Genomic DNA, 21,755 nt, shown 5'->3' on the forward strand with positions numbered 1-21,755 from the left:
TTACTGTGCCAGCACGGCGCTCGCGGTGCCCGCGAGTGCTGCGTCGTAATGTTGGACCAGGGCGTTCACGGCACCGGCGGTCACGTCGAAGACCGGGGTCGGATACACACCGAAGAAGATGGTGAGCGCCACAAGCGGGTAGAGAATGATCTTCTCACGTGGGCTCAAGTCGAGGAGCGCCTTCAGGCTTTCCTTCGTCAATGCGCCGAAGACTACCTGACGGTAGAGCCAGAGCGCATAAGCCGCCGAGAGGATGACGCCCGTGGTTGCGAACAGTGCCACCCAGGTATTGACCCGGAACACACCGAACAGCGTCAGGAATTCACCGATGAAGCCCGAAGTACCCGGAAGGCCCACATTCGCCATCGTGAAGATGAGGAAGGCCACCGCATATTTCGGCATGTTGTTCACCAGACCGCCGAACGCCGCAATTTCACGGGTATGCATGCGGTCATAGATCACGCCAACGCAGAGGAAGAGCGCGCCCGACACGATACCGTGCGACAGCATCTGGAAGATGGCGCCCTGGATGCCCTGCTCGTTCGCGGCAAAAATACCCATGGTCACATAGGCCATGTGGGCAACCGACGAATAGGCGATCAGCTTCTTGATATCTTCCTGAACCAGAGCGACCAGAGACGTGTAGATGATGGCTATGACCGACAGCGTGAAGATCAGCGGAGCGAAATCGGCGGACGCCAGCGGGAACATCGGCAGCGAGAAGCGCAGGAAGCCGTACCCACCGAGCTTCAGCAGGATACCGGCCAGAATGACCGAGCCTGCCGTCGGCGCTTCAACGTGCGCATCCGGCAACCAGGTATGGACCGGCCACATCGGCATCTTCACGGCAAAGGACGCGAAGAAGGCGAGCCATAACCATGTCTGCATCCCAGCAGGGAAGCTGTACTTCTGCAGTTCCACGATGTTCATCGTGCCAGCCTGCCAGTACATGGCCATGATGGCGATGAGCATCAGAACCGAGCCCAGAAGCGTGTAGAGGAAGAATTTCAGGCTCGCATAGACGCGACGCTTGCCGCCCCACACGCCGATGATGATGAACATCGGGATAAGGCTTGCTTCGAAGAACACGTAGAACAGGAACAGGTCGAGCGCGCAGAACACGCCGATCATCAGCGTTTCCAGAATGAGGAACGCGATCATGTATTCCTTGACGCGCTTTTCCACCGATATCCAGCTTGCGAGAATGCAGAAGGGCATGAGGAAAGCCGACAGCACCACGAACAGGACGGAGATACCGTCCACGCCCATGTGGTAGCTGATGCCGCCACCCATCCAGTCGATCTGTTCGACCATCTGGAAGCCGGGGTTCGAATTATCGAACCCTGCCCAGATGACGAGCGACAAGATGAAGACGAATATCGTCGTCATCAGCGCGACATTGCGGATATTGCGACGCGAAGCCTCGCTGTCGTCCTTGATCAGAAGGATCAGTAACGCGCCGACAAGCGGCAGAAACGTGACCGTTGAGAGAATTGGCCAGTCGGTCATCAGAAAGAGCTCCCGAGCATCATCCAAGTGACGAGCGCGGCGACGCCGATCAGCATCGCGAATGCGTAGTGATAAAGGTATCCGGACTGCATCTTGACGACGCGGTTGGTGACATCGAGCACGCGAGCCGAGATGCCATCCGGGCCGAAGCCGTCAATAAGCCAGCCGTCGCCACCCTTCCAGAACAAGCGGCCAAGCCAGCGAGCTGGACGTACGAAGAGGAAATCGTACAGTTCGTCGAAGTACCACTTGTTGAGAAGGAATTGGTAGAGGCCACGATGACGGGCAGCCAGCGCCTTCGGCGTTTCCGGCGAGCGGATGTAGAAGATCCAGGCGACGATGAAACCGAGAACCATCGAGATGAACGGCGACAGCTTAACCCACAGAGGAACATGGTGGTATTCCTCAAGTATCTGGTTGGCAGCCGAAGTGAACAGCGCGCCCTTCCAGAATTCGGCATATTCGTGGCCAAAGAAGAGTTCCTTGAACACGACACCGGCAAAGAGTGCACCGACGCCAAGGATCAGCAGCGGAACGAACATGACGGCTGGCGATTCATGGACATGATGCATGACTTCCGCCGAAGCGCGCGGCTTGCCGTGGAAGGTCATGAAAATCAGACGCCATGAATAGAAGCTCGTGAAGAGCGCTGCAACGATGAGAAGCGTCGAAGCGTAGCCGCTGGCAGCACTGTGCGAAGCGAAGACGGATTCGATGATCGCATCCTTGGAGAAGAAACCGGCGGTGCCGATTATCGTGCCCGGAATACCGAGCCCCGTAATGGCAACCGTACCGATGACCATCATCCAGTAGGTGATGGGGATCAGCTTGCGCAGGCCGCCCATGCGACGCATGTCCTGCTCTTCCGAAACGGCATGGATAACCGAACCGGCGCAGAGGAACAGAAGCGCCTTGAAGAAAGCGTGCGTGAACAGGTGGAACACGGCGGCGCCATAGGCACCTACACCGAGCGCTGCGAACATATAGCCGAGCTGCGAACAGGTCGAATAGGCGATCACACGCTTGATGTCGTTCTGCACGAGAGCGACCGTTGCCGCAAAGAAAGCAGTGGTGGCGCCGATGATGGTCACGACCAGAAGAGCGGTCTGCGACAGTTCAAAGATCGGCGACATGCGGGCGACCATGAACACGCCCGCGGTAACCATGGTAGCGGCGTGAATGAGAGCCGAAACCGGGGTCGGGCCTTCCATGGCGTCCGGAAGCCAGGTGTGCAGCAGGAACTGCGCCGACTTGCCCATCGCGCCCATGAAAAGCAGCAGACAGGTGATCGTGATCGCGCCCTGCTTGTCGAGCTGATAGCCGAGGAAGTTCAGAACGACCTGATTGGCATCGGCAGGGCCTTCAGCCGGCAGATAATTGGCTGCGGCAGCGAAGATCGTGTTGTAGTCGACCGACTGGAACAGCGCGAACACACCAAAGATGCCAAGCAGGAAGCCGAAGTCGCCGACGCGGTTGACGACGAACGCCTTCATGGCGGCTGCATTGGCCGAAGGCTTCTGGAACCAAAAACCAATCAGGAGGTACGAAGCCAGACCCACGCCTTCCCAGCCGAAGAACATCTGGACCAGATTGTCCGACGTGACCAGCATGAGCATGGCGAAAGTGAAGAGCGACAGATAGGCGAAGAAGCGCGGACGATGCGGATCGTGATGCATATATCCAATGGAATAGATATGTACGAGAGCCGACACCGAGTTCACCACGACCAGCATGACGCCGGTGAGCGTATCGACGCGCAGGGACCAGTCAAAGGAAAGCGCGCCCGACGTCACCCAGTGAAGAACCGGGATGCGGACGGTTTCTGCATCGTGGCCAAGCGGAATCTGGAAGAAGACCACCCACGACAGGATCGCGACGATGACCATGAAACCGGAAGTGATGTATTCGCTCGCCTTGGCTCCGATCTGATTGCCGAAGAGACCGGCAATCAGGAAGCCGAGAAGCGGAAGGAAGACGATCGCGTAATAGAGCATTTGCCCGTCAACCTTTCATAACATTGACGTCTTCCACCGCGATGGAGCCGCGATTACGGAAGAAAACAACGAGAATTGCCAGACCGATGGCTGCTTCGGCAGCAGCAACAGTCAGAACGAAAAGGGCGAAGACCTGCCCGACCATGTCGCCGAGCTGGCTGGAGAACGCCACAAAATTGAGATTGACCGACAAAAGGATCAATTCGATCGACATCAGGATGACGATGACGTTCTTGCGGTTCAGGAAGATGCCGAAGACGCCAAGCGTAAACAGGATGGCCGAAACGGTGAGATAGTGGGCGATACCGATTTCCATATGCTTATCCTCAGATGCCTTTGCCCGTTTCGACCTTCTTGATCTCGATCGCCGTTTCGGGCGTGCGAGCTACCTGGGTCGGGATGGACTGGCGCTTGACATTCGGCTTGTGCCGCAGCGTCAGAACGATAGCGCCGATCATCGCGACCAGAAGGACGAGACCAGCAACCTGGAAGTAGAAGACGAAGTCGGTGTAGAGAATGTCACCCAGAGCAGCTGTATTGCTCCGCTCGGCGATATTCGGGATCGGCACGGCACCCTGCCCCAGCTTCGGCGCAAACATGTTGCTTGCGAACACGAAGATCAGTTCTCCGAGCAAGATCAGACCGACCAGAGCGCCGACCGGTGCATATTGCAATGCGCCGCGCTTCAGTTCGGAGAAATCCACATCCAGCATCATGACGACGAAGAGGAAGAGAACCGCCACTGCACCGACGTAAACGACGAGCAAGATCATGGCGAGGAACTCGGCCCCGGTCAGCAGGAACAGAGCTGCCGCATTGAAGAACGTGAGGATCAGAAACAGCACCGAATGCACGGGGTTGCGTGCCGCAATCACCATGAACGCACTGGCGATCATGATGAAAGCGAACAGATAGAAAAACGCTGCCGCAATACCTGTCAGCATGGGGATCCCCCAACACCTTTCCGTGAGCAAAGCCTTATTGCCTCGCTCGCTTTAGTCTTTGTTTGCCGCGAATATTCGCGAAACTTAAATTCCAGCAACAAGATGGGCCGCCCCTTCCTGTTGCCGTTTGTCAAACCGGATGCCGAAACGAGGTTTCAGCAAAACCAATCAGCGATATGGCGCATCCATCGCGATATTCCGCGCGATTTCGCGTTCCCAACGGTCGCCATTGGCAAGGAGCTTGTCCTTGTCATAGTAGAGCTCTTCACGGGTTTCGGTCGCGAATTCGAAATTCGGACCTTCCACGATGGCATCCACCGGGCATGCTTCCTGGCAGAAACCGCAATAGATGCACTTCACCATATCGATGTCGTAACGCACCGTGCGGCGGGTGCCGTCGTTGCGTCGCGGACCGGCCTCGATGGTGATGGCCTGCGCCGGGCAGATCGCTTCGCAAAGCTTGCAGGCGATGCAGCGTTCTTCACCGTTCGGATAACGGCGCAGCGCGTGCTCTCCACGGAATCGCGGAGAGACCGGGCCCTTTTCATGCGGGTAGTTCAACGTCGCCTTGGGCGCGAAGAACTGGCGCATGGAAAGAAAGAACGCGCCGACAAATTCCTTGAGCAGGAGCGATTTGGCTGCTTGAGCGAATGAAGCCATAGTTATTACTCCTTACGCCAGACCGAAGACTTTGAGGAAGGTCGCGGTTGCGACAACCATGAAGAGCGAGATCGGCAGGAACACTTTCCAGCCAAGGCGCATCAGCTGGTCGTAGCGGTAACGCGGAACGAAAGCCTTCACCATTGCGAAGAGGAAGAAGCAGAAGCAGAGCTTCAGCATGAACCAGATGATGCCCGGAACCCAGTTGAGGAACCACACGTCCACCGGAGGCAGCCAGCCGCCAAGGAAGAGCGTCGTCATCAGGGCGCACATCAGCGTGATCGCCACATACTCGCCAAGGAAGAACAGAAGGAACGGCGTGGACGAATATTCGATCATGTGACCGGCCACGAGTTCGGATTCAGCTTCGACAAGGTCGAATGGCGGACGGTTCGTTTCGGCAAGTGCCGAAATGAAGAAGATCACGAACATCGGGAACAGAGCCAGCCAGTTCCAGTCGAGGAACGAAGCCGGAAGGCCAAGCATGGTCCCAAGGCCCGTATTCTGCGAAAGCACGATGTCGGTGAGGTTGAGCGAGCCAACCGTCAGCAGAACCGTGACAATCACGAAGCCGATGGAGACTTCGTAGGAAACCATCTGGGCGGCAGAACGAAGCGCACCGAGGAACGGATACTTCGAGTTCGATGCCCAGCCACCCATGATCACGCCGTAAACTTCGAGCGAAGAAATGGCGAAGATATAGAGAATGCCAACATTGATATTGGCGATGGCCCAGCCTTCATTGACGGGAATGACCGCCCAGGTTGCCATTGCAAGAACGGCAGAAACGAAAGGCGCAAGGAGGAAGACACCCTTGTTTGCGCCAGACGGAATGATTGGTTCCTTGAAGACGAACTTCAACAAGTCGGCGAAAGCCTGGAACAGACCCCAGGGACCGACAACGTTCGGACCGCGGCGAAGCTGTACCGCTGCCCAGATCTTGCGATCTGCGTAAAGCAGATAAGCGACGACGATCAGCAATACGACGAGCAGAACGACCGACTTCAGCGCTATGATAAGCGCGGGCAAGACGTAAGCTGCAAAAATACCTTCCATTGTTCCGTCTCTCTCTCGCTTACTCGGCAGCCTGCTGGAAGCCGCCAGCCGCGAGCGCCGAGCATTCGGCCATGACGGCGGAAGCGCGCGCAATTGGGTTCGTCAGGTAGAAGTCCTTGACCGGGGAAACGAACGCAGCGCCGCCGCCCAGATTGGATGCTTTCGCTGCCAGCGCCACGAGATCGTCGGCGGAAGCAGGCGTTATGGTGTCGATGGCCAGCATATGCGGATAGTCCGCATAGAGCTTGGCGCGAAGCTGCTGCATCGAATCGAACGGCAGGCGCTTGCCAAGACTGTCGGAAAGAGCGCGCAGGATTGCCCAGTCTTCCTTTGCCTCGCCCGGTGCGAAACCGGCGCGGCTGCCAAGCTGCACGCGACCTTCGGTGTTGAGCCAAGTGCCCGACTTTTCCGTGTAGGCTGCGCCCGGCAGAATAACGTCGGCGGCATGAGCGCCGGCATCGCCGTGCGTGCCGATGTAAACGACGAAGCTCGAACCCTTTTTGGTCATGTCGAGTTCGTCTGCACCGAGCAGGAACACGACATCAAGATTACCCAGCATGTCGCCAGCCACCTTGCCGCCCTCACCCGGCACGAAACCGAGATCCAGAGCACCAACGCGCGAAGCGGCAGTGTGCAGAACGGAGAAGCCGTTCCACTCGTCCTTGATGGCGCCGACGTCCTGAGCAAGCTTGGTGGCGGTCGACAAAACTGCAGAACCGTTTTCGCCGGTGAGCGCGCCCTGACCGATGATGATCAGCGGACGCTCAGCCTTGGCCAGCACGTCGCGGAATGCGTTCTTGCCGGAAGCGACTGCTGCGAGCGTTTCAGCGCCAGCACCCAGATATTCGTAATCGTAACGCAGTTCAGCCTGTTCGCCGATCAGAGCGACCGGGAAATGGCCCATGCGCTGACGCTTGCGGATGCGGGCGTTCAGAACAGCAGCCTCAATGCGGGGATTGGAACCGATGATGAGCAAAGCATCAGCGTTTTCAATGCCTTCGATCGTTGCGTTAAAGAGATAGCTTGCACGACCCAGTGCCGGATCGAGAGCAGCGCCATCCTGACGGCTGTCTATATTGGCGGAGCCGAGCGAAGCCATCAGGCCCTTCAGCGCATAGATTTCTTCAACAGAAGCCAGATCGCCAGCGACTGCGCCAATCTTGTCGGCGGAGGTTGCGGAGACCTTGGCAGCAATAGCGGCAAAAGCTTCCGGCCAGGTTACGGCGACCAGACGGCCATCCTTGCGAACATAAGGACGATCGAGGCGCTGGGTGCGCAGGCCATCCCAGATGAAGCGGGTCTTGTCGGAGATCCACTCTTCGTTCACCGCTTCATTGACACGCGGCATGACGCGCATCACTTCGCGGCCACGGGTGTCGACGCGGATGTTCGAACCGACCGCATCCATCACATCGATGGTTTCGGTCTTGTTCAGTTCCCACGGACGAGCCTGGAACGCGTAAGGACGCGAGGTCAGAGCACCAACCGGGCAAAGATCGATAACGTTGCCCTGCAGTTCCGACGTCATGGCGCGTTCGAGATAGGTGGTGATCTCGGCGTCTTCGCCACGACCGATGAGGCCGAGTTCCGAAATGCCTGCAACTTCCGTCGTGAAGCGGACGCAGCGCGTGCAGTGAATGCAGCGCGTCATCACCGTCTTGACGAGCGGACCGATATATTTGTTTTCAACGGCACGCTTGTTCTCGCGATAGCGCGAACCGTCGGTGCCGAAAGCCATTGCCTGATCCTGCAGATCGCACTCACCGCCCTGATCGCAGATCGGGCAATCCAGCGGGTGGTTGATGAGCAGGAATTCCATCACGCCTTCGCGGGCCTTCTTGACCATCGGCGTATTGGTGAAGATTTCAGGCGCTTCGCCATTCGGGCCGGGACGCAGATCGCGCACGCCCATGGCGCAGGATGCCGCCGGCTTCGGCGGTCCGCCCTTCACTTCAACAAGGCACATGCGGCAGTTTCCGGCGATGGAAAGCCGTTCGTGGAAGCAAAAACGCGGGACTTCAGCCCCCGCGGCTTCGGCAGCCTGAAGGAGCGTATAGTGATCGGGTACTTCGATCTCTGTGCCGTCAACCTTAATATTTGCCATCGCTTGTCCAAACCTGCGGCTTATGCCGCATCTTCCAGATCTCAAACTTTCGAGCGGTCTTCTTCAAACCGCATGCAACTAGTTAAGCCTTATTCCGCTGCTTCCAGACGGATATTGCGGCTCTGAACGGCGTTGCGGGTGTAATCGTCAATGCGCTTTTCAATTTCCGGACGGAAATTGCGGATCAGGCCCTGAATAGGCCATGCAGCAGCATCACCGAGAGCGCAGATCGTGTGACCTTCAATCTGCTTGGTCACATCGAACAGCATGTCGATTTCACGCTTCTGCGCGTTACCCTTGACCATGCGTTCCATCACGCGCCACATCCAGCCGGTGCCTTCGCGGCAAGGCGTGCACTGGCCACAACTCTCGTGCTTGAAGAACGCTGCCAGACGGGCAATTGCCTTAATGATGTCGGTGGACTTGTCCATGACGATCAGGCCGCCGGTGCCGAACGACGATTTCTTGTCGCGCATTCCGTCAAAGTCCATGATGGCATCCATCATGTCTTCGCCCTTGATAACCGGGCACGATGCACCGCCGGGAATAACCGCCAGCAGATTGTCCCAGCCGCCGCGAATGCCGCCGCCATGCTTTTCGATCAGATCGCGGAACGGAATGCCGAGGCCTTCTTCGATGACGCAAGGCGTGTTCACGTGACCCGAAATCTGGAACAGCTTAGTGCCGACATTGTTCGGACGTCCGATGGACGAGAACCAGGCCGCGCCACGGCGCAGGATCGTCGGCGCAACGGCAATCGATTCCACATTGTTCACGGTTGTCGGGCAGCCATAAAGGCCCATATTTGCGGGGAATGGAGGCTTGAGACGCGGCTGGCCCTTCTTGCCTTCAAGGCTTTCGAGCAGAGCCGTTTCTTCGCCACAGATATAAGCGCCAGCGCCGTGAGATACGAGAACATCCATATCCCAGCCGCATTTGTTACCCTTGCCGAGCAGATTGGCTTCGTAGCACTCGTCGATTGCTGCCTGCAGCGCTTCACGCTCACGCATGAACTCGCCGCGAATATAAATATAGGCGGTGTGTGCGCCCATGGCGCAGCCGGCGATCAGGCAGCCTTCGATCAGCGTATGCGGATCGTGGCGCAGAATTTCGCGGTCCTTGCAGGTACCCGGCTCGGATTCGTCGGCATTGACGACCAGATAATGCGGGCGGCCGTCGCTCTGCTTCGGCATGAACGACCACTTGAGACCCGTCGGGAAGCCAGCTCCGCCACGGCCACGCAGGCCCGACGCTTTCATCTCGTCGATGATCCAGTCACGGCCCTTCTCGATCAGGCCCTTGGTGTTGTCCCAATGGCCGCGCGCCATGGCACCCTTCAGGGACTGATCCTTGAAGCCGTAAATATTGGTGAAGATGCGATCTTTATCAGCCAGCATGTCTCACCTGTTTCCGTTCGTGTTTGCCAATATCGAAGTCATCATACCGGCTTCTTTCCGAATACCTTGATGTATTCCTCGACGCCGCCCTTGGCCAAAGCCTTGGCCTGCTTTACCCAGTCTTCACGCTCGATGCGACCGTGGAAGCTGAGATAGCCGTCGACCCACTCGCGCTCGGACTTCTTCCAGGAAGCGACCTGCTTGAAGGTGAAGATACCCAGCTCATGCAGAGTCTCCTCGATCTTCGGGCCAACGCCAGAAATCAGCTTCAGATCGTCAACAGCTTCCGGACGCTCCATGGCAACCGGACGGTTCTTGTCATCAAGCTTGAATGCCTGCTTGCTCTCGACCGAGGCAGCCTTTTCGGCAGCTTTCGACACCTTGACATCCGAAGGCGTCTTGAGCGCCGGATCGGTTTCAGGTGCATTGGTTACCGGCTTTGCAGCATTCGACGGAGCGACGTTCTTCGCTTCGTCGGCAGCTTTTGCAGCGGCTTCCGCCTTGGCCTTCTCCTCAGCTTCGGCCTTCGCCTTGGCTGCGGCGGCATCGGATGCCTTGCGAGTCTCAAGACCGACCTTCTTGTAGTCGAGATCTTCGGTCAGAGCGGTCAGGCCATTGATCGGCTCGGACGTCACACGTCCATCCTGTGGGCCCGGCTTGACGGTGTCGCCCTTGCCAGCTTCAAAAGCGTCAATGATTTCGGCAAGACGTTCCGGCGTCAGATCTTCATAGGCGTCCTTGAATATCATGACCATCGGTGCATTGGCGCAGGCGCCCTGGCATTCCACTTCTTCCCACGACAGCGTTCCGTCGGCATTGAGCTCGAACGGGTCGTGGTTGATCTTGTGGCGGCAGACATCCATCAGCGCTTCCGAACCACGCAGCATGCATGGCGTGGTGCCGCAAACCTGAATGTGGGCGCGCGTGCCAACCGGCTTCAGCTGGAACTGCGTATAGAAAGTCGCGACTTCCAGAACGCGGATCAGCGGCATGTCGAGCATGCCTGCGACATGTTCAATAGCTGCTTTTGTGACCCAGCCATCCTGCTCCTGCGCACGCATGAGCAACGGAATAACAGCCGACTGCTGACGGCCTTCGGGGAATTTTGCGATCGTCTTGTGCGCCCAGTCCTGATTTTCCGCGTTGAACGCGAAAGCGGCTGGCTGGACGGCATCATCTGCGAGACGGCGAACGGACATCAGCGGTCAACCTCACCAAACACGATATCGAGCGAGCCAAGAATTGCCGACACGTCAGCCAGCATATGGCCGCGGCACAGGAAATCCATGGCTTGAAGATGGGCAAAGCCCGGAGCGCGCAGCTTGCAGCGATAAGGCTTGTTGGAGCCGTCCGACACGAGGAAGACGCCAAATTCACCCTTCGGTGCTTCAACTGCTGCGTAAACTTCACCGGCAGGCACATGGTAGCCTTCCGTGTAAAGCTTGAAGTGATGGATGAGCGCCTCCATCGAGCGCTTCATCTCGCCGCGCTTCGGCGGCACGATCTTGTTGTCGGTATTGGAAACCGGACCGACGCGTTCCTTGCCAAGCAAAAGATCAACGCACTGGCGCATGATGCGCGCCGACTGGCGCATTTCTTCCATACGGATCAGGTAGCGATCATAGCAGTCGCCGTTCTTGCCGATCGGAATGTCGAATTCCATCTCGTTGTAGCACTCATATGGCTGCGACTTGCGCAGATCCCATGCAGCGCCCGAACCACGCACCATGACGCCCGAGAAGCCCCATGCCCATGCATCTTCCAGCTTCACGACGCCGATATCGACGTTACGCTGCTTGAAAATACGGTTCGGCGTGATGAGGTCATCAAGATTGTTGAGCGTCTTGAAGAACGGATCGATCCATTTGCCGATGTCTTCAACGAGCTGATCCGGCAGGTCCTGATGGACGCCGCCCGGACGGAAATAGGCTGCGTGCATACGTGCGCCACAGGCGCGTTCGTAGAACACCATCAGCTTTTCGCGCTCTTCGAAGCCCCAGAGCGGTGGCGTCAGCGCACCGACGTCCATCGCCTGCGTGGTCACGTTCAGAAGATGGTTCAGGATACGACCGATTTCCGAATAGAGAACGCGGATCAGCTGGCCGCGCTTCGGCACATCAATGCCCAGCAGGCGTTCGACGGCGAGCGCATAGGCGTGTTCCTGGTTCATCGGCGCCACATAATCGAGGCGGTCGAGATAAGGCAGAGCCTGGAGATAGGTCTTGGCTTCCATCAGCTTTTCGGTGCCGCGATGCAGCAGACCGATATGCGGATCGACGCGCTCGACGACTTCGCCGTCGAGTTCAAGCACCAGACGCAGCACGCCGTGTGCGGCAGGGTGCTGCGGACCGAAGTTGATATTGAAATTGCGGACCTGAGTCTCAGCCATGTTCAGCTTCCTGTTTGGCTGCAAGAGCCGCCAAGAACTCCTCGCCGGTCATCCGGTGGGTGTCATTGGCAAAATCGTAATTCGCAGGCTTGTTATCGATGAAGATTTCTTCGGCGAAATGAAAACGTTCCGGCTCGGCAAAAGCCTGCATCGAAACAACCGTCATTCCGTCATGGACACCGCGCCAGAACAGCGACGAACCGCACTTCGAGCAGAAGCGGCGTTCGCCCCACTCCGAAGAAGAATAAGTCGCCAGGGCAGCTTTGTTTTCGATTTCGACCGAAGTGCCGCAATTGACGGCCATGAAAGCACCGCCCGACCAACGCCGGCACATGCTGCAATGGCAGACATCCATTTCCATCTTCACCGGAGAAGCAGTGAATTTCACCTCTCCGCAAAGACATTGACCGTTCAATCTTTCGCCTGCGCCCATGAGTACGCCCTCAGTTCGCCTTGGCTTTCTCGTCGCCCGGCAGAACGTAATCCGTTCCTTCCCAAGGCGAGAGGAAGTCGAAGTTGCGGAATTCCTGACGCAGTTGGACAGGCTCGTACACAACACGCTTCAGCTCGTCGTTGTAACGAACTTCAACGAAGCCGGTGAGCGGGAAGTCCTTGCGCAGCGGATGGCCTTCAAAACCATAGTCCGTCAGGATGCGACGCAAATCCGGATGGCCGGAGAACAGAACGCCGTACATGTCGTAGGTTTCGCGCTCGAACCATTCGGCACCAACAAAGACCGGCACTGCGGAAGGCACCAGCGTATCTTCGTCAGCCTGAACCTTGACGCGGATGCGCAGGTTCTGGCGCGGAGACATCAACTGATAGACGACATCGAAGCGCTTGACGCGCTGCGGATAGTCGACGCCCGAAATATCCGTCAGATTGACGAACTGGCACTGCACGTCGTCACGCAGGAAGGTCAGAACGCTGATGATGCTCGCAGCCGGAACCGAAAGCGTCAACTCACCATAGGCAAGTTTCGCCTCTTCGATCGCGTCACCGAGGCGCTCCTTAATATAGCCGGAAAGTTCACCGAGAGCTTCTTCGCTCATTTTCCTAACTTCCTTCTTTAGAACTCAAACCGCACTTGCCTTTTGGGAGGCCCTTTTCAGGGGATAGCAGGCAGTAGAACCCTAACAAAACTTGTCTTGCGCGAACCGGTCGATAACCGGCTCAGCGCTCAATCGTACCCGTGCGACGGATCTTCTTCTGAAGCATCAGAATGCCGTAGAGCAGTGCTTCAGCGGTCGGAGGGCAACCCGGAACATAAATATCGACCGGAACCACGCGATCGCAGCCACGCACCACCGAATAGGAATAGTGGTAGTAGCCGCCACCATTGGCGCAGGAACCCATCGAGATAACGTAACGCGGCTCCGGCATCTGGTCGTAGACCTTGCGGAGAGCGGGTGCCATCTTGTTGGTCAGCGTGCCGGCGACGATCATCACGTCGGACTGACGCGGTGATGCGCGCGGGGCGATACCGAAACGTTCGGCGTCATAACGCGGCATGGAAATGTGCATCATTTCCACCGCGCAGCATGCCAGACCGAAGGTCATCCACATCAGCGAACCGGTACGCGCCCAGGTAACCAGAGCGTCAGCGGATGTGACGATGAACCCCTTATCGGACAGTTCGCTGTTCAGATCGTTGAAGAATGCATCGTCGGAACCGACAGGCTTGCCCGTGCGCGGGTCAAGAATGCCCTTCGGCTGCGGAGCCACGAGCGTTGTGTTGGCTGTGGTCAATCCCATTCCAGCGCTCCCTTCTTCCATTCATAAATGAAGCCGATGGTCAGAACGCCAAGGAACACCATCATCGATGCAAAGCCGAACCAGCCAATTTCGCCAAAGGATACAGCCCATGGGAAAAGGAAGGCGACTTCCAGATCGAAGATGATGAAGAGAATCGACACCAGATAGAAACGGATGTCGAACTTCATACGGGCGTCATCGAAGGCATTGAAGCCGCACTCGTAAGCAGAAAGCTTTTCGGGGTCGGGCTGTCTATAGGCGACAAGAAACGGCGCAACCAGGAGGGCTACACCAATTACCATCGCAATGCCGAGAAAGATGACGATCGGCAGGTAGGAACTTAAAAGCTCGTTCATGGTCCTTTATCCGGCTTGAATACGAGGCTGCGCCGCCTGTCATAAGCTTTTTGGAGCTGACGACCATGCGACACATTGCATCTGTTGCAACCTCGTCGCCCCAAGCAGCTTCAAAAGGCATGCCGTGCGAACTAAGCGCTTTTCGCCGGGACGGTTATCGCAGCGCGTTCGCAAGCGCAACCCCTCCGGCATGATCTATTGGGCAAAGACGAGCCAAGATGCTTAACAAGCCATGGCATCAAGCCCGCATATCCCACTGAAAACCCGTATAACATGAAAAGATCATAATTTCGTGAGGAAAAGTCGCACGGACTGGTCGGCTTAGCAATCGCCAGGAGAATCAATTGTCTGCAACTTGGGAATGAAAGGTGGGGGCAGCACTCGCTTTAAAATGAACTCATGGAGCAGCGGAAGCCGTCGCCCCGACCAGCCTGCCGGGCAGATAAAGCACAAGGGAAGCAGCTCCCTTGATTGCAGAAGCGCCATCTGCCAGCACCGCCTGCCCGGTTGTCTGCTTCTCCCGCCCGTTCAGAGCGTCCAGCGAAAGGCTGCCATCACTGACCAAAGCCATGAGCGATGGCGACGATGCAAAGACATTGTGTTCGCCTCCATCCAAATCGGTAGCGTCTATTACCGCGATTCCATATTTCTGGAGCGTCGGAATACTGGTGCCGTCCCCTACTCGCGCATGGCCGCCCGTAATAAAGGATGAGACCCCGAGTGCACGATCGCTGCGCGATGTCATCACTGCCGTTGGGCGCGGCATGGGATCGATATCCTTGATCTGCTTTTCGAAGACGTCGAGATCGATGTCCGGTGCGGCGAGCAACAGCGCATTGATGCGACGCATCACATTCTTTTCGCCACGGAGCGACAAGGTTCTCAGAGCCTCCATAGTCACGAAGCTGCCCATGGAGTGACCAACAAGAACAATACGCTCCGCCTTGCTGCGGGCGACGAGTTCCAGCAATCGCGCCAGACCGTCACGTGCGAAGTCCGCGCTATCACGATCATATACATAAAGCCCAAGATCGCCGCCCGACGGCCAGGCATATTCGACCGCCACCGACTTCATTTTGTAATCATGGACAAATTGCGCAGTGCGGAATGTGCTATCGGCAAAATTATTGTTGTAGCCATGCACGAAGATCAGGATTTCCTTGTCCTTCGGTCCCTGCTTCGCCAGGGCGGCATTCAATTGCGCGAGAAACTGCTCGGCATTGTCGTAAGGCTGGAATGCCGTGGCGGCGAAATTTTTGGCGGGATCAGGCTTGTAGCCGGTAGACTCAACCTGTCCTTTGACGTGAGTTGCCGGAATCCCGACATCAACCTGCGCAAAATTCAGCGTTTCCGAGCGCTTTGAATTGTAAGGCTGCGAGAAATTATCCGAGCGCTGGCGACTCGTCGCAACATAAATAGGAACCACCGCCGCCGGTTTTGCAGGCTTGACGATAGCGGCTTCGGCTGCGGCCACCGATTGCGGGCTTGAATTCGGTCCATGCCACAGCACGGCGCGGGGTGTGCCACACCCGGCAAGAGTCAAAAACGTTGCAAGCACACCAAGATAAGCGCGTCGGGTCATCGTCGCAGCGATCCGTTCCTGTCATCCGATTTCACACGATTGAAAACAGGAAATTCGTTCCATGGCAATGCATGGACCAAATGGGCCGCTTCCCGCCAACTCAAATTGTCGCGAAGTGCCTGCGGCGCGGACATTGAGAAATTCTGTTCGCGTTTATCGAGAAAGTTGGAATGGAAGCGTTCCAAATGCTGCAAGCTTTGCGAAGCCATGCCTTCAGATCGCGTTCGCCCCGGCTATCATGAAGCACATTGTCGGCCAAAGTATCGCAAGGAGGTCACGCATGAGCCATTATCTGCTCGCCAGCGGCGATCTTCTCGCCATTGCCGCGATCATCCTGTCAGTCGCCTATCTGTCCTGGAAGCAGTTTTCCAAATAGTAGGCGTACGGTTCGGCGAAACAGCTACGCTCCGGCAATTCCATGAAGATTCTTTGAAGATGCGCCGACCCGAGAGACAAGGCGGTGGGCACCACTTTCGGTCAACGTTCAATCTATCGATTTGTTGAGAGGAAAGTGGCGCGAGTGACGGGGCTCGAACCCGCGACCTCCGGCGTGACAGGCCGGCACTCTAACCAACTGAGCTACACCCGCGCATTTCTCGGCAACCTTGCGGCTACGTCGCACCGGCGTTTCCGTCCGGTGTGAGCGGTCGTTTAAGGGGTTCTCGAACAAGTGTCAAGCGCGTGTTTGGAGAAGAATTGCGATATTATAAAAATCATTCACAGGGCCTTTCAAGGCCCGTTCACGATCAGCAATTCTGGCTTGAGAAGAAGCAAAAACGGCGGTAGGCGCCACTTTCGTGTCAACGTTCAATCTATCGATTTGTTGAGAGGAAAGTGGCGCGAGTGACGGGGCTCGAACCCGCGACCTCCGGCGTGACAGGCCGGCACTCTAACCAACTGAGCTACACCCGCGCATTTCTCGGCAACCTTGCGGCTACGTCGCACCGGCGTTTCCGTCCGGTGTGAGCGGTCGTTTAAGGGGTTCTCGAACAAGTGTCAAGCAAGCGTCACGAAGAAAGAATAAGAATTTTCGATTTTGCTGCAGAACACCCGATTTCCTGGGTTTTTCAATGACATCAAACTTATCCACAAACCCGGCCATGCCCCCGAAAACAAACCGTTTTCAGAATCACCCGCATCGTACTCCCTGCAAGCCCCTTCCCCGCGGTGTATAGCTGGCTCCAGATACCACTTGATTTCATACCAACCAGTTGGTATTGTACGTTCGGGAGCAAACTATGGCACGTAAACAAAATCCGATGACCCGGTCCAACCTGCTTGATGCAGCATTAAGCGTTATTCGCACCAAGGGTTATGCCGCAACGACGGTCGATGACATCTGCAACAAAGCGTCCTTATCGAAAGGTGCTTTCTTTCATCATTTTTCCAGCAAGGAAGATTTGGCCGTTGCCTCCGCGAACTACTGGTCGAAAATGACTGGTTCGTTCTTTGCGGAGGCCACTTATCATGCTCCCGAAGACCCGCTTGAGCGCGTGCTGGCCTATGTCGAGTTGCGTAAGCAGCTGATTCAAGGCGAGTTGCCAGATTTCACCTGTCTCGTCGGCACCATGACACAGGAAGTCTACGAGACCAATTCCGTGATCCGGGATGCCTGCTGGGACAGCATTTCAAGCCATGCAGACACGCTCGTTCCGGATATTGCAGCTGCGATGAAACGCTATCCGGTTGCAGGTGAGTTCACCGCTGAAAGCCTGGCTCTCCATACGCAGGCCGTCATTCAAGGCGCTTTCATCATCGCCAAGGCAAGCGGTGACCCGCTGCGTGCGGTGGAAAGCGTCGACCATCTCAAGCGGTATATAAGCCTGCTCTTCAAACACCCCGCTAATGCCCATTGAACAGAAAACCGACAAAGGGAGGAAACCATGCCCAGCACTATTCGCCTGCACCGTGTATTCGCCACCAAGCCGGAGAAGGTTTATCGCGCATTCGTCGAACCGGATGCAGTGGCCAGCTGGTTGCCGCCATATGGCTTCACTTGCACCGTCTATGAGCTGGACGCAAAGGTCGGCGGCAAACACAGAATGTCGTTCCGGAATTTCACGACCGGCCACAGCCATTCCTTTGGCGGCACATATGTCGAACTCGTTCCGGCAGAACGGCTGGTCTATACGGACAGTTTTGACGATCCGAACCTGCCCGGCGAAATGAAGGTCACGATAACCTTGAAAACCGTTTCGGTCGGAACGGAAATCAACATCGAACAGCAGGGCGTACCCGATATAATTCCGGCTGAAGCCTGCTATCTCGGCTGGCAGGAATGCCTGGACAAGCTGAAAAAGCTCGTTGAGCCTGAAATCAACCAGTAACGCTGTTTCGACGATGACGCACGACTTGTTGCCAGCCGTGCGTCATCGATCCAACAATCCCTACACAGCCTGTGGCTGCCTCACCGAAGAAAGATGGCGAACCACAACAGGCACCAGCAGCAGCAGCCCCACCATCGAAGAGTAAATCTCCGGCGCGACCAGAAGGATGGCTGCAAAGATCATCAGGACATTTTCCCAAGGCCTGGTCCGCACCAGGAAGAAACCTGACAATGCCGCACCCAGAGCGGTGATGCCTATGGCGCAACCAAGGAACGCCACGAAGAAATCCGGCCAATTAAAGTCAGATGTGACCAGCAGAAGCGACGGAGAGAAGACGAAGACAAACGGCACGAGCACCTTGCCGAGTCCGAGCCGGAAGGCCGTATTGCCTGTTTTGAACGGATCGGCACCTGCCATACCTGCCGCCGCATAGGCGGCAAGCGCAACAGGCGGCGTGATATCTGCCAGCACCCCGTAATAGAAGACGAAGAAGTGGGCCACGATCGGCTCAACACCCAGCAGTCCCAGCGCGGGCGCGGCAATTGTCGCCATGATGATGTAATTGGCTGTCGTTGGAATTCCGCAGCCCATCAGAATACAGACAATCCCCGTCATGATGAGCGTGAAAAGCAGTGTCAGTGTCTGCGGACCGAACCAGGCGGCAGGCAGAATCGTGCCGAAATAGGTCGCGAGCTGTCCCGCTGTCGACGTCACGATATAGGAAATCTTGAAGCCGACGCCGGTAAGCGTCACCACGCCGACAATAATGCCGACGGTCGCCGCGGCCGCACCGACGGCAAGGGCATATTTTGCCCCGTCGCGCAGTCCGTCAAAAACCTCGCCTATCGACATGCGCCTGCGCGGATTGAACAATCCCACCGCAATACAGAGCGTAATGCCCCAGAACGCAGCCAGATAAGGCGTATAACCCGACAGAAGAACACCAATCAGCACCACCAGCGGAATAACGGTCGGCCAGTCCCGCTTGAAGGCTTCCTTGAGATCAGGCAGTTCTTCCTTCGTCATGCCTCGCAAGCCGTTGCGCTTGGCCTCAAAATGGACCTGCATCAGAACGCCGAAGAAATGCATGAAGGCTGGCACAATAGCCGCCAGAATGATCGTCGTGTAAGGCAGGTTCAGGAATTCGATCATCAGAAACGCGGCTGCGCCCATGATCGGCGGTGTAATCTGTCCGCCTGTCGATGAAGCCGATTCCACGGCGGCGGCAAAGTGGCGCTTATAACCAAGCCGGATCATCGCCGGGATCGTCAGCGAACCGACAGTAACCGTATTGGCCACCGAAGAACCCGAAATCATGCCAAACAGGGCGGAGCCGAAAATGGAGACTTTTGCCGGACCGCCGGCGAAACGACCTGCCACCCAGGCCGCACAATCCAGAAACAACTGACCGAGACCGATGCGTGTCGCAAACACCCCGAACAGCACGAAATGGAAAACATAGGTCGCAACCACACCGAGCGCGATACCGTAGATACCTTGTGTCGTCAGATAAAGATGATCGACAAGCTGGCTGACCGTTGCGCCGGGATGCACGAGAATGCCCGGCATATGTTGCCCGTAGAGCGCATAGAGCATGAACAGGACGGATATGATCGGCAGTGGCCAGCCGACGGAGCGCCGCGTCGCCTCCAGAAGGACCAGAATCAGAAGACCGCCGAGAACGACATCCGTGGTCGTCGGATTACCGACGCGGAAAGCCAGATCGTCGAGCGGTATCATCGGAACATGCGCAACGGACACGACCGCGATGATCGCCAAAGCCCAATCGATGACAGAAATGCCGAGCGGCCTAAGCCATGATGACGTGGTCGGCTTGTCGTATCCCTTGCGGGAAAACGGGAAGACGAGGAAGACGAGACCGAGCACGAAGGAAAGGTGAATACCGCGATGCACCATTTCCGACAGAAGGCCGAAACCTGCCGTATAATAGTGGAAAATGGAAAGTGCGATCAGCAGCGCACCAACGATACGGGTTGCGAGCGGCCCCAGCGGGCGGAAGCGAATCTCGGAGTCGAATTTCTCTTCAAGTTCACGTGCCTTGGCTTCATCCAGTTCCATGGGCGACAGTTTCGCCTCTTGCTCGCTCACCATACTGGCCTCTCCATCCAGAGCGCAGCTGATTCATTTGAATCAGAAAATCGCTCTAATCGATTGTTTTAAATACTTATATATCTAAAGATGCTTTGTACCGGACTGGAAGAAAATGCACGGAGTTCTGGTGAAACTCCGTGCAAGTTGTTCATCCGAACCGGGCTGGTCGGCTTATTTCAGAACGCCTGCTTCCTTGTAGAAGCGTTCTGCGCCGGGATGTAGCGGAATGCCGAGGCTAGTCGTTGCCGTATCAAGCTTGATGAGCTTGCCTTTTGCGTGCCCGGCATCGAGTGCTTTTCTGCTGTCGTCGTTAAACAGGGTCTTGGTGATGTTGTAGACGAGTTCATCCGGCTGCTTGACGCTCGTCACCCATTGCGCCGCGACCGCCAGAGTCTCGGTCTGACCGACATCCTTGTAGGTATCGGCCGGAACTGCATCCTTTGAGAAGAACGAGTATTTTTCCAGAATCTTCTGCGCTTCCGGACCGGAAATCGGAACCAGTGAAATGCCGTTCGATGTGGCAAGCTCCGAGATTGCGCCGGTCGGATAGCCGCCGACAAAGAAATAGGCATCAAGCGCGCCGTCCTTCAGACGCTCTCCCGCAGGTCCCGGCTTCAGATGTTCGGCCTTGATGTCGCTTTCGCTCAATCCATACGCTTCCAACACGATGCGGGCATCAACAATCGTACCCGATCCCGGTTCATCGATGGAAACGCGTTTTCCCTTGAGATCGGCAACGGATTTGATTCCCGCATCCTTGCGGGCGACCAGATGAATGGTTTCGGGGTAGAGCGTAGCAATCAGGCGCAGATCCTCGACCTTGCCCTTGCCGTCATAAAGACCGGTGCCTGTATGTGCCCAGTAAGCCACGTCCGACTGGGTAAAGCCGGATTCCAGCGATCCGGACTGGATGGCGTTGATATTGGCGACCGAACCGTTCGATGAAACCGCTGTAGCCACCAGGCCGGGAACGCCTTTATCCCCCGCTCCGGAAATCGCGTTGGCGATCAAGCCGCCGATCGGATAATAGGTACCTGCTGTTCCTCCGGTGCCGATGCGAAAGAAGGCAGGAGCTTGCGCAAAAGCGATGCTGGCTCCGACAGCAACAATTCCTGCAAATGCAGCAACCACACCGCGCCGGGTGAACTTTCCCATTGTCATATCTGCTCTCCGTTCCCAGAATGATTTTGTTCAAATTGTGTCGCCGAGCATGGAAAGCCGGGCGCAGCTTGTCAAGCGTCCCGTCCGTTATTGACCAGATCCGCCGACTTTTAATAAAACTTGAAATACTGGGGCGGCATCCACCACAATCACGACATCAACGAAAAAGAAAAAATGAACTATAAAAAATAATACAAGACAATAATTCAGATAAATTAATTATAAACCGAGAACCATACACCGTTACTTGTAACACCAGAAAAATGCCCTCAAAAATCGATTTCTAATTCCATAAACGACTTGAAAGCGCAAAATTTGTCGCTATCTTGGCTTCATGGCGTGTGCTGCGTGCGCCCAGGGGCTACCCTGAATACGGAGACTGTTTTAACCGTTTCTGTCAGGGAGCTGC

General features: G+C 56.4%; 19 protein-coding genes and 2 tRNA genes. 2 read left to right on the forward strand and 19 right to left on the reverse strand.

The annotated features are described in order from the left end of the window. From AAE521_RS20945 to AAE521_RS21025, 17 genes are all read right to left on the reverse strand, one after another. Nucleotides 1–1,509: an NADH-quinone oxidoreductase subunit M gene (locus tag AAE521_RS20945; RefSeq protein ID WP_342062338.1), complete on the reverse strand. Its 1,509-nt coding sequence runs from the start codon at nucleotides 1,507–1,509 to the stop codon at nucleotides 1–3. Further along, nucleotides 1,509–3,503 carry an NADH-quinone oxidoreductase subunit L gene (gene nuoL, locus AAE521_RS20950; protein WP_342062339.1) on the reverse strand — a complete coding sequence of 665 codons (1,995 nt, stop codon included), beginning with the start codon at nucleotides 3,501–3,503 and terminating at the stop codon, nucleotides 1,509–1,511. The genes AAE521_RS20945 and nuoL overlap by 1 nt, the downstream gene beginning before the upstream one ends. 7 nt (nucleotides 3,504–3,510) lie before the next feature. After that, nucleotides 3,511–3,819: an NADH-quinone oxidoreductase subunit NuoK gene (gene nuoK / locus AAE521_RS20955; protein ID WP_006466598.1), complete on the reverse strand. Its 309-nt coding sequence runs from the start codon at nucleotides 3,817–3,819 to the stop codon at nucleotides 3,511–3,513. 10 nt (nucleotides 3,820–3,829) lie between these two features. Beyond that, nucleotides 3,830–4,447, reverse strand: coding sequence for an NADH-quinone oxidoreductase subunit J (locus AAE521_RS20960; protein WP_012092259.1), 618 nt, complete (start codon nucleotides 4,445–4,447; stop codon nucleotides 3,830–3,832). A gap of 168 nt (nucleotides 4,448–4,615) precedes the next feature. Next, entirely contained in the window at nucleotides 4,616–5,107 is a 492-nt protein-coding gene (gene nuoI / locus AAE521_RS20965) for an NADH-quinone oxidoreductase subunit NuoI (RefSeq protein ID WP_007874549.1), read from the reverse strand. 12 nt (nucleotides 5,108–5,119) lie between these two features. Then, nucleotides 5,120–6,163 carry an NADH-quinone oxidoreductase subunit NuoH gene (gene nuoH, locus AAE521_RS20970; protein ID WP_010661179.1) on the reverse strand — a complete coding sequence of 348 codons (1,044 nt, stop codon included), beginning with the start codon at nucleotides 6,161–6,163 and terminating at the stop codon, nucleotides 5,120–5,122. Between the two features lie 19 nt (nucleotides 6,164–6,182). After that, the gene (gene nuoG / locus AAE521_RS20975; RefSeq protein ID WP_342062340.1) at nucleotides 6,183–8,267 is read right to left on the reverse strand and encodes an NADH-quinone oxidoreductase subunit NuoG; all 2,085 of its coding nucleotides are present in this window, start codon (nucleotides 8,265–8,267) and stop codon (nucleotides 6,183–6,185) included. An 89-nt stretch (nucleotides 8,268–8,356) separates the two neighbouring features. Next, complete coding sequence (gene nuoF / locus AAE521_RS20980) at nucleotides 8,357–9,664, reverse strand: NADH-quinone oxidoreductase subunit NuoF (protein WP_342062341.1); 1,308 nt, start codon at nucleotides 9,662–9,664, stop codon at nucleotides 8,357–8,359. Between the two features lie 41 nt (nucleotides 9,665–9,705). Beyond that, nucleotides 9,706–10,863 (reverse strand): NADH-quinone oxidoreductase subunit E, encoded by a 1,158-nt coding sequence (locus tag AAE521_RS20985; protein WP_342062342.1) that lies wholly within the window; start codon nucleotides 10,861–10,863, stop codon nucleotides 9,706–9,708. After that, nucleotides 10,863–12,053, reverse strand: coding sequence for an NADH-quinone oxidoreductase subunit D (locus AAE521_RS20990; protein ID WP_342062343.1), 1,191 nt, complete (start codon nucleotides 12,051–12,053; stop codon nucleotides 10,863–10,865). Before AAE521_RS20990 ends, AAE521_RS20985 begins: the two co-directional genes overlap by 1 nt. Further along, nucleotides 12,046–12,486, reverse strand: coding sequence for a GFA family protein (locus AAE521_RS20995; RefSeq protein WP_374865044.1), 441 nt, complete (start codon nucleotides 12,484–12,486; stop codon nucleotides 12,046–12,048). The genes AAE521_RS20990 and AAE521_RS20995 overlap by 8 nt, the downstream gene beginning before the upstream one ends. Before the next feature lie 10 nt (nucleotides 12,487–12,496). Beyond that, nucleotides 12,497–13,105 (reverse strand): NADH-quinone oxidoreductase subunit C, encoded by a 609-nt coding sequence (locus tag AAE521_RS21000; protein WP_071631752.1) that lies wholly within the window; start codon nucleotides 13,103–13,105, stop codon nucleotides 12,497–12,499. Nucleotides 13,106–13,226: 121 nt separating this feature from the next. Beyond that, on the reverse strand, nucleotides 13,227–13,808 hold the full coding sequence (locus AAE521_RS21005) for a NuoB/complex I 20 kDa subunit family protein (RefSeq protein WP_071631753.1): 582 nt from the start codon (nucleotides 13,806–13,808) through the stop codon (nucleotides 13,227–13,229). Beyond that, nucleotides 13,799–14,164, reverse strand: coding sequence for an NADH-quinone oxidoreductase subunit A (locus tag AAE521_RS21010; protein WP_006466588.1), 366 nt, complete (start codon nucleotides 14,162–14,164; stop codon nucleotides 13,799–13,801). Before AAE521_RS21010 ends, AAE521_RS21005 begins: the two co-directional genes overlap by 10 nt. A 397-nt stretch (nucleotides 14,165–14,561) precedes the next feature. Then, a complete protein-coding gene (locus tag AAE521_RS21015) occupies nucleotides 14,562–15,746 on the reverse strand; it encodes an alpha/beta hydrolase (protein WP_071631754.1) in 1,185 nt (394 codons plus the stop codon). Nucleotides 15,747–16,258: 512 nt separating this feature from the next. Next, nucleotides 16,259–16,335: transfer RNA gene (locus AAE521_RS21020), tRNA-Asp, on the reverse strand. A 246-nt stretch (nucleotides 16,336–16,581) separates the two neighbouring features. Then, nucleotides 16,582–16,658: transfer RNA gene (locus tag AAE521_RS21025), tRNA-Asp, on the reverse strand. Nucleotides 16,659–16,984: 326 nt separating this feature from the next. Here AAE521_RS21025 and AAE521_RS21030 point away from each other — a divergent pair. Beyond that, nucleotides 16,985–17,602: a TetR/AcrR family transcriptional regulator gene (locus AAE521_RS21030; RefSeq protein ID WP_342062345.1), complete on the forward strand. Its 618-nt coding sequence runs from the start codon at nucleotides 16,985–16,987 to the stop codon at nucleotides 17,600–17,602. Nucleotides 17,603–17,629: 27 nt separating this feature from the next. After that, a complete protein-coding gene (locus AAE521_RS21035; RefSeq protein ID WP_071631757.1) occupies nucleotides 17,630–18,073 on the forward strand; it encodes an SRPBCC family protein in 444 nt (147 codons plus the stop codon). Between the two features lie 60 nt (nucleotides 18,074–18,133). On the opposite strand, the gene AAE521_RS21040 is transcribed toward AAE521_RS21035, so the two are convergent. Both AAE521_RS21040 and AAE521_RS21045 read right to left on the reverse strand, forming a co-directional pair. Continuing rightward, nucleotides 18,134–20,185 carry a TRAP transporter permease gene (locus AAE521_RS21040; protein WP_342062346.1) on the reverse strand — a complete coding sequence of 684 codons (2,052 nt, stop codon included), beginning with the start codon at nucleotides 20,183–20,185 and terminating at the stop codon, nucleotides 18,134–18,136. A 171-nt stretch (nucleotides 20,186–20,356) separates the two neighbouring features. Continuing rightward, nucleotides 20,357–21,346 carry a TAXI family TRAP transporter solute-binding subunit gene (locus AAE521_RS21045; protein WP_342062347.1) on the reverse strand — a complete coding sequence of 330 codons (990 nt, stop codon included), beginning with the start codon at nucleotides 21,344–21,346 and terminating at the stop codon, nucleotides 20,357–20,359. Nucleotides 21,347–21,755: the final 409 nt, after the last annotated feature.

The sequence above is a fragment of the Brucella cytisi genome, from assembly GCF_038433355.1.
GTDB classification, from domain to species: domain Bacteria; phylum Pseudomonadota; class Alphaproteobacteria; order Rhizobiales; family Rhizobiaceae; genus Brucella; species Brucella cytisi.

What these genes read in the sequence shown, in the direction of transcription:
- AAE521_RS20945 (WP_342062338.1), bottom strand. Translation starts at nt 1,509, where the DNA reads ATGACCGACTGGCCAATTCTCTCAACGGTCACGTTTCTGCCGCTTGTC.
- nuoL (WP_342062339.1), bottom strand. Translation starts at nt 3,503, where the DNA reads ATGCTCTATTACGCGATCGTCTTCCTTCCGCTTCTCGGCTTCCTGATT.
- nuoK (WP_006466598.1), bottom strand. Translation starts at nt 3,819, where the DNA reads ATGGAAATCGGTATCGCCCACTATCTCACCGTTTCGGCCATCCTGTTT.
- AAE521_RS20960 (WP_012092259.1), bottom strand. Translation starts at nt 4,447, where the DNA reads ATGCTGACAGGTATTGCGGCAGCGTTTTTCTATCTGTTCGCTTTCATC.
- nuoI (WP_007874549.1), bottom strand. Translation starts at nt 5,107, where the DNA reads ATGGCTTCATTCGCTCAAGCAGCCAAATCGCTCCTGCTCAAGGAATTT.
- nuoH (WP_010661179.1), bottom strand. Translation starts at nt 6,163, where the DNA reads ATGGAAGGTATTTTTGCAGCTTACGTCTTGCCCGCGCTTATCATAGCG.
- nuoG (WP_342062340.1), bottom strand. Translation starts at nt 8,267, where the DNA reads ATGGCAAATATTAAGGTTGACGGCACAGAGATCGAAGTACCCGATCAC.
- nuoF (WP_342062341.1), bottom strand. Translation starts at nt 9,664, where the DNA reads ATGCTGGCTGATAAAGATCGCATCTTCACCAATATTTACGGCTTCAAG.
- AAE521_RS20985 (WP_342062342.1), bottom strand. Translation starts at nt 10,863, where the DNA reads ATGTCCGTTCGCCGTCTCGCAGATGATGCCGTCCAGCCAGCCGCTTTC.
- AAE521_RS20990 (WP_342062343.1), bottom strand. Translation starts at nt 12,053, where the DNA reads ATGGCTGAGACTCAGGTCCGCAATTTCAATATCAACTTCGGTCCGCAG.
- AAE521_RS20995 (WP_374865044.1), bottom strand. Translation starts at nt 12,486, where the DNA reads ATGGGCGCAGGCGAAAGATTGAACGGTCAATGTCTTTGCGGAGAGGTG.
- AAE521_RS21000 (WP_071631752.1), bottom strand. Translation starts at nt 13,105, where the DNA reads ATGAGCGAAGAAGCTCTCGGTGAACTTTCCGGCTATATTAAGGAGCGC.
- AAE521_RS21005 (WP_071631753.1), bottom strand. Translation starts at nt 13,808, where the DNA reads ATGGGATTGACCACAGCCAACACAACGCTCGTGGCTCCGCAGCCGAAG.
- AAE521_RS21010 (WP_006466588.1), bottom strand. Translation starts at nt 14,164, where the DNA reads ATGAACGAGCTTTTAAGTTCCTACCTGCCGATCGTCATCTTTCTCGGC.
- AAE521_RS21015 (WP_071631754.1), bottom strand. Translation starts at nt 15,746, where the DNA reads ATGACCCGACGCGCTTATCTTGGTGTGCTTGCAACGTTTTTGACTCTT.
- AAE521_RS21030 (WP_342062345.1), top strand. Translation starts at nt 16,985, where the DNA reads ATGGCACGTAAACAAAATCCGATGACCCGGTCCAACCTGCTTGATGCA.
- AAE521_RS21035 (WP_071631757.1), top strand. Translation starts at nt 17,630, where the DNA reads ATGCCCAGCACTATTCGCCTGCACCGTGTATTCGCCACCAAGCCGGAG.
- AAE521_RS21040 (WP_342062346.1), bottom strand. Translation starts at nt 20,185, where the DNA reads ATGGTGAGCGAGCAAGAGGCGAAACTGTCGCCCATGGAACTGGATGAA.
- AAE521_RS21045 (WP_342062347.1), bottom strand. Translation starts at nt 21,346, where the DNA reads ATGACAATGGGAAAGTTCACCCGGCGCGGTGTGGTTGCTGCATTTGCA.